The sequence below is a fragment of the Saccharopolyspora indica genome, assembly GCF_027853965.1.
In the GTDB taxonomy this organism is placed as follows: domain Bacteria; phylum Actinomycetota; class Actinomycetes; order Mycobacteriales; family Pseudonocardiaceae; genus Saccharopolyspora; species Saccharopolyspora indica.
Genome location: NZ_JAQGLB010000005.1, coordinates 437,791 through 444,329, shown reverse-complemented (window position 1 = coordinate 444,329; position 6,539 = coordinate 437,791). Strand labels below are relative to the sequence as shown.

Sequence of the window (6,539 nt, the reverse complement as noted above, 5' to 3'; positions counted from 1 at the left end):
TGAGCGCGGGTGGTGGTGGGGTGCGCGAGGGGTTCGCGCCCACGACCGTTAGGCTGCCGGGGTGGAGCTGCACCAGGTCGAGTACTTCCTGGCCGTCGTCGATCACAACGGCATCAACGCCGCGGCGAGCGCGCTGCGGCTGGCGCAGCCCACGGTGTCGCAGGCCATCCGCGGGCTGGAGCGCGAGCTCGGCGTCGAACTGTTCCACCGGATCGGCCGCGGCATGGTGCTGACCTCGGCAGGGCAGGCCTTCGTCGGCCCGGCCCGGCAGATCCTGCGCGACGTCGTCGCCGCCGAGGGCACCCTGGTCGACGCCGCGGGACTGCCGCGCGGCAGGCTGGACATCCACGTCGCCGCCGCGCTGGCGGTGCACCCGGTGGCGCAGCTGGTCGGCCGGTTCCGGCAGCGCTACCCGAACGTCTCGCTGCGGCTGGCCGAGCTGCGCGACGAGGAGGCCGGTGCCGCGCTGATCCGCGAGGGGCACTGCGAGATCGTCTTCACCAACCTCCCCGTCCCGGCCGCGGACCTGGCGGTGGAGGAGCTGGGGGAGCACGAGTTCTGGCTGGTGTTCCCGCCGGGCACCGACGTGCCGGCCAAGGATCCGCTGCCGCTGGCCGAACTCCCGGACCTGCCGCTGGTCATCGTGCCCAAGAGCACCGGCCGCACCGCGATCGAGCGGGCGCTCAGCGCGGCCCGCAAGCGCACCCGGCCGTCGGCGGTCGTGCAGCACCGCGAGGCGATGCTGCCGTTCGTGCTGGCCGGTCTCGGCGGCACCGTGCTGACTCGGTCGATGGCCGAGCAGGCCGCCGCGCGCGGGGCGATCGTGCGGGCGGTCGAACCGCCGATCAACCTCGCTTACGGGGTGCTCTACGACCCGGCGGCGCTGTCCCCGGCGGGGCGGGCGTTGCTGCGGATGGCGCGGGGCTGACCCCGGCGACGGCCAGGAACGCCTCCGCGGCGGGTGAGAGCGGTCCCGGCCGGTGCACGAAACCGACGCTGCGGCGCAGTTCCGGCGTGATGGAGCGCAGGACCGCGCCGTGCAGTTCGCGTTCGGCCAGGGCGCGGGGCAGGAACGTCGCGCCCGCGCCGTGCGCGACCAGGTCCCAGATCGCCTGCCGGTTGGCCGATTCCACCGCGACGGTCAGCGCCGAGGTGTCGAGCACGTCGTCGACCAGGGTGCGGGTGTCGGTGAGCTCCAGGACCAGCGGGATGCCCGCGACCGCCTCCAGCGGCACCGGATCGGGCAGCTGCCCGGCCAGCTCCGGCGGCAGGACCAGCACGATCTCCTGGGTGCCGAGCTCACGGGTGAGCAGCGAGGAACCGTGCTGGGGCGGCAGTTTGGTCAGTCCGAGCTCGGCGTGCCCGCGCCGCACCTCGTCGACGACGCGGGCCGAGACACCGGGATCGGAGACGTTGAGCAGCACGCCGGGGTGCCGCCGGTGGAACTCGCCGGCCAGCTCCGGCAGCGGGTGCGCGGCGAGCGTGGCCAGCGCGGCGATGTCGAGCTGCCCGCTCTCCAGCGCGCGGACGTCCTGGGCGGCTTTGCGGGCGCGCTCGACGTCGCGGAGGATCCGGCGCGCCGGAGCCGCGAACGCCTCGCCGTCGGGTGTGAGCACCAGCTGGCGGCCGGTGCGGTGGAACAGCTGCACCCCGAGCTGCCGCTCCAGGCTGCGGATCGCCTGCGACAGCGACGGCTGCGCGATGTAGAGGGCCTGGGCGGCCCTGGTGACGCTGCCGTGGTCGATCACCGCCACGAAGTACTCCACCAGCCGCAGATCCACCCCGGCAGCATACGAACGCCCACCGCTCACGAGCCACCGGCTGCGCTGCGGTAGGTGCCGAAGGTCCAGAGGTTGCCCTCGGGATCGCGCACCGTCAGCGTGTAGGAGTCCGCGCCGGATCCGAACTTGGCGTGGTGCGGCGGTTCCAGCACGTCGCCGCCGGCCGCGAGCACGCGCTGGTGGACCGCGTCCACCTCGTCGCTGACCAGGTAGATCGCGTTGCTGCCCGCGCGCATTCCGCCGTGCACGCTGTCGACGTGCTTGGTGCCGCCCAGCACGAGCGCCCCGCCGCCGGGCCAGGCCAGCTCGGCGTGCACGACATCGCCTTCGTCGTCGGTGGCCACCAGCGCCTCCTGGAAGCCGAGGACGTCGACGAGGAAGCGCACGGCGGCGCGGGTGTCGTCGTAGTGCAGGACCGGCAGCAGGGCGGTCGGCGAGTTCTCGATCATGCGTGCGAGCCTAGAGCTCGCGGAACTCCGCTCATTGATCCCGGCTATCAGTGCGTGCGCGGTTCGGTCTGAATCATACCGGCCGGTCGGTCTGGACCTGGGCGGCGCGGCGGGCGATACTGGGGCCCGCCCTGGCCCGAGCCCGGAGGAGATGCAGCGTGGGTGACAGCGTCCTGACCGAGATCGCCGACGGCGTCGTCGTCATCACGATCAACCGGCCCGAGGCCCGCAACGCGGTGGACCGCTCCGTCGCCGAGGGGCTGGCCGCCGCCATCGACGAGCTGGAAGCGCGCTCGGACGCGGTCATCGGCATCCTCACGGGCGCGGGCGGCACCTTCTGCGCGGGCATGGACCTCAAGGCCTTCACCCGCGGCGAACGGCCCAGCCTGCCGGGACGCGGTTTCGGCGGGCTCACCGAGAGCCCGCCGTCGAAGCCGCTGCTCGCCGCGGTCGAGGGCTGGGCGCTGGCCGGCGGTTGCGAGCTGGCGCTCAGCTGCGACCTGATCGTCGCCTCCCGGGAGGCCAAGTTCGGGCTGCCCGAGGTCAAGCGCGGCCTGGTCGCCGCCGCGGGCGGCCTGCTGCGGCTGCCCAGGACGTTGCCGTACCAGCTGGCGATGGAGGTCGCGCTGACCGGTGATCCGCTGACCGCCGAGGTCGCCCACGCGCACGGGCTGGTCAACCGGCTCACCGAACCGGGCGAGGCGCTGGCCGGGGCGCGGGAGCTGGCCGCGCGGGTGGCGGTGAACGGCCCGCTGGCCGTCCGGGCCACCAAGCAGATCGTCGCCGGGGCGGTGCGGTGGACCGACGCCGAGGCCTTCGCCGAGCAGGCCGCGATCTCCGCACCGGTGTTCACCTCCGCCGACGCCCAGGAGGGCGCACTGGCGTTCGCCGAGAAGCGCAAGCCGGTCTGGCGGGGTGAGTGATCCGGTGGCAGTCGACGACGACCTGGCGCAGCGCCGCCGGGCCGCGCGGGAGCTCGGGGCCGCGCTGCGCGAGCTGACCGGTGCCGCGGTGGCCACGGAGGTCGACGCCGCGACCTTGACCGAGCTCGCCGAGCAGGTCCGCGCGCTGGTCCCGCCGCTGACCGCGGCCCGCCGCGAACGCGGTGAACCGGCCGCCGTGGACGGCGGGCAGCGGGCGCGCCGGATGTACAACCCGGCGTCCGGTCCGGGCAATCCGATCGCTCCGCCGATGGAGGTGGAGATCGTCGACGGCACCGCGATCGGGCGGTGCACCCTCGGCCTGACCTACGAGGGCCCGCCCAGCTACGGGCACGGCGGGATCAGCGCCCTGCTGCTGGACCAGATCCTCGGCCACGCGCACGCCACGCGCGGCAAGCACGGCATGACGGTGAAGCTCGACCTGCGCTACCGGCGGCCGGTGCCGCTGGAGACGCCGCTGCGCATCGTCGGCCAGGTGGTGCGGGTCGACGGGCGGTGGACCGAATCGATCGCCACGATCAGCACCGAGGAGGACCCGGAAACCGTCCTGGTGGAGGCCAAGGGCGTCTTCGTGGTGCCCAGCGCCGAGCAGGCCGAGCGGCTGTTCGGGGAGTTGGCGCGCCTGGCGAGGTGATCAGCGGGTGCCGATGGTTCAAGGAGGAGCCGCATGTACCCAGGAATCCACGCTGCTACCCGTCCCGACCGCCCGGCGCTGATCATGGCCGGATCCGGGCGGACCCTGACCTACCGAGAGCTCGACGAGCGGTCGCTGCGGCTGGCCAACCTGCTGCGCTCGGCCGGGCTGGGCAAGGGCGACGTGATCGCGCTGCTCAGCGACAACTCGCCGGAGGCGTTCGAGATCTACTGGGCCGCGCTGCGCTCGGGCATGTACCTGTGCGCGGTCAACAGCCACCTGCAACCCGCTGAAGTCGCCTACGTCGTCAACGATTCCGGGGCCAGCGCGCTGCTGGTGTCGGCCGGGCTGGGCGATCTCGCCGAGGCCGTCGCGGCGGAGGTTCCGGCCGCCGGGCTCCGGCTGGCCTTCGGCGGTGACGTGCCGGGTTTCGGCGACTACGAGCGGGCGCTGGCGTCGGCGTCGGCGGAGGTGCCCACCGCGCAGCCCTGCGGCGCGGACCTGCTGTACTCCTCGGGAACCACCGGGCGTCCCAAGGGGATCAAGCCGAACCTGCCCGACCGCCAGGTGCACGAGCCCGGCAACGTGCTGGTCGACCTGCTGCGCGGTTTCTACGGGTTCGACGAGGACACCGTCTACCTCTCGCCCGCGCCGGTCTACCACGCGGCGCCGCTGCGGTACTGCGCCGCGGTGCAGGCGATCGGCGGAACCGTGGTGATGATGGAGCGGTTCGACCCGGAAGGCGCGCTGCGGGCGATCGAGCGCCACGGCGCCACGCACAGCCAGTGGGTTCCGACGATGTTCGTCCGGATGCTCAAGCTGGACGAGGAGGTCCGGCGGCGCTACGACCTCAGCTGCCACCGGATGGCCGTGCACGCCGCCGCGCCCTGCCCGGTGGAGGTCAAGCGGGCGATGATCGAGTGGTGGGGGCCGATCCTGCAGGAGTACTACGCCTCCACCGAGGGCATCGGCATGACGCTGATCGATTCCGCGCAGTGGCTGGAGAAACCGGGTTCGGTCGGCCGCGCGATCCTGGGCGAGGTGCACGTCTGCGACGAGACCGGCGCGGAGCTGCCCAGCGGCGAGGTCGGAACCGTCTACTTCGGACGCGACGAGATCCCCTTCGAGTACCTCGGTGACGCGGCCAAGACCCGGTCGGCCAAGCACCCGGAGCACCTGAACTGGGCCACCGTCGGCGATCTGGGCTACCTGGACGACGACGGCTTCCTGTTCCTCACCGACCGCAAGGCCTTCATGATCATCTCCGGTGGGGTGAACATCTACCCGCAGGAGGTCGAGGACGTGCTGGTGCTGCACCCGGCGATCCTCGACGTCGCGGTGTTCGGGGTGCCCGACGAGGAGATGGGCGAATCGGTCAAGGCCGTGGTGCAACCGGCGCCCGGCGCGGCACCGGGCCCGGAGCTGGAGCGGGAGATCCTCGACTACGCCAGGCAGCGCGTCGCGCACTACAAGGTGCCGCGCAGCGTGGACTTCGCCGACCAGCTGCCGCGCACTCCCACCGGAAAGCTCGTCAAGGGAAAGCTCAAGGCGCGCTACGCGTCGTCGTGACGGAAGAGGACTGCAGTGCAACGACGTTGGGGCATCACGGTGCCGTTCCAGGAGCTGCCGCTGGCCGGGCAGCGCGACCTGATCGCCGAACTGCCGGATCTGGGCTACACCGACGTGTGGTCGTCGGAGGCCAACGGCACCGACGCGTTCACGCCGCTGGCGCTGGCCGCCGCGTGGGCCCCGCAGCTGCGGCTGGGCACCGCGATCGTGCCGGTCTACACCCGCGGCCCGGCGACCCTGGCGATGAGCGCGGCGTCGCTGGCCGCGGCGGCGCCCGGCCGGTTCGCGCTGGGCATCGGCACCTCCTCCAACGTGATCGTGGAGCGCTGGAACGGCATCCCGTTCGAGGAGCCCTACAAGCGGGTGCGCGACACGCTGCGGTTCCTGCGCAAGGCGCTGCGCGGCGAGAAGGTCACCGAGACCTACGAGACGTTCCGGGTCCAGGGCTTCACCGCGGGCGTGGTCCCGGATCCGGCACCGCCGCTGCTGGTCGCCGCCCTGCGCCCCGGGATGCTGCGGCTGGCCGGGCGGGAAGGCGACGGCGCGATCCTCAACTGGCTCTCACCCGAGGACGTGCGCACCGTGGTCCCGCACGTGCACGGAGGCGGCGCGGGCAAGGAGGTCGTGGCGCGGATCTTCACCATGCCCGACGTCGACGCCGACACGGCGCGCGGGATCGCGCGGCGGCAGATCGCGGCCTACCTGAACGTGCCGGTGTACCGGGCGTTCCACGAGTGGCTGGGCCGCGAGGAGCTCGGCCCGATGTGGCGCGCGTGGGACGCCGGTGACCGCAAGGGCGCGCTGGCGGCGATCCCGGACGGCGTGGTCGACGACCTGGTGGTGCACGGCCCGGCCGAGCACTGCCGGGAGCGCATCCAGCAGTACGCCGACAACGGCGTCACCACCCCGGCCATCGCTCTCGTGACGCCGGGCGACCCGGCGGACGCGGTCCGCGCGCTGGGCTTGAAATGAGGTTTTCCAGGCTCGTTTTGCGTGGCGGTGCGGGTGGCGGAACCTCACCGCCCGCCTGGACTGCGGGAGCCCGTTCTTATGTATGTCCGATACACGGCGAACGGGCTGTCCTCGCCAGGCGAACGCTGAGAACCCGCGGCGGTGCGAGCTGCGAGGGTGGGTTATGCGCCTGCGGCGCATGCGATTCCCCGCC

Annotated in this window: 7 protein-coding genes; 5 read left to right on the top strand and 2 right to left on the bottom strand. The window is 72.9% G+C overall.

Features of this window, described 5'->3' with window-relative positions; translation table 11 throughout:
- Positions 1 to 61 precede the first annotated feature (61 nt).
- On the top strand, positions 62 to 928 hold the full coding sequence (locus OU416_RS15090) for a LysR family transcriptional regulator (protein ID WP_270927561.1): 867 nt from the start codon (positions 62 to 64) through the stop codon (positions 926 to 928).
- Here the strand turns inward: OU416_RS15090 and OU416_RS15085 are convergent.
- The gene (locus tag OU416_RS15085; protein ID WP_270927560.1) at positions 846 to 1,781 is read right to left on the bottom strand and encodes a LysR family transcriptional regulator; all 936 of its coding nucleotides are present in this window, start codon (positions 1,779 to 1,781) and stop codon (positions 846 to 848) included. The genes OU416_RS15090 and OU416_RS15085 overlap by 83 nt on opposite strands.
- Positions 1,782 to 1,807: 26 nt before the next feature.
- Positions 1,808 to 2,230, bottom strand: a complete 423-nt coding sequence (locus OU416_RS15080) for a VOC family protein (RefSeq protein ID WP_270927559.1) — start codon at positions 2,228 to 2,230, stop codon at positions 1,808 to 1,810.
- A gap of 158 nt (positions 2,231 to 2,388) precedes the next feature.
- Here OU416_RS15080 and OU416_RS15075 point away from each other — a divergent pair, with 158 nt between their 5' ends.
- The 4 genes from OU416_RS15075 to OU416_RS15060 are packed head-to-tail and all read left to right on the top strand — an operon-like array spanning position 2,389 to position 6,346.
- Entirely contained in the window at positions 2,389 to 3,153 is a 765-nt protein-coding gene (locus OU416_RS15075; protein WP_270927558.1) for a crotonase/enoyl-CoA hydratase family protein, read from the top strand.
- 4 nt (positions 3,154 to 3,157) lie between these two features.
- Entirely contained in the window at positions 3,158 to 3,805 is a 648-nt protein-coding gene (locus OU416_RS15070; protein ID WP_270927557.1) for a PaaI family thioesterase, read from the top strand.
- A 33-nt stretch (positions 3,806 to 3,838) separates the two neighbouring features.
- On the top strand, positions 3,839 to 5,374 hold the full coding sequence (locus OU416_RS15065; RefSeq protein ID WP_270927556.1) for an acyl-CoA synthetase: 1,536 nt from the start codon (positions 3,839 to 3,841) through the stop codon (positions 5,372 to 5,374).
- A 15-nt stretch (positions 5,375 to 5,389) separates the two neighbouring features.
- On the top strand, positions 5,390 to 6,346 hold the full coding sequence (locus tag OU416_RS15060) for an LLM class F420-dependent oxidoreductase (protein WP_270927555.1): 957 nt from the start codon (positions 5,390 to 5,392) through the stop codon (positions 6,344 to 6,346).
- Positions 6,347 to 6,539: the final 193 nt, after the last annotated feature.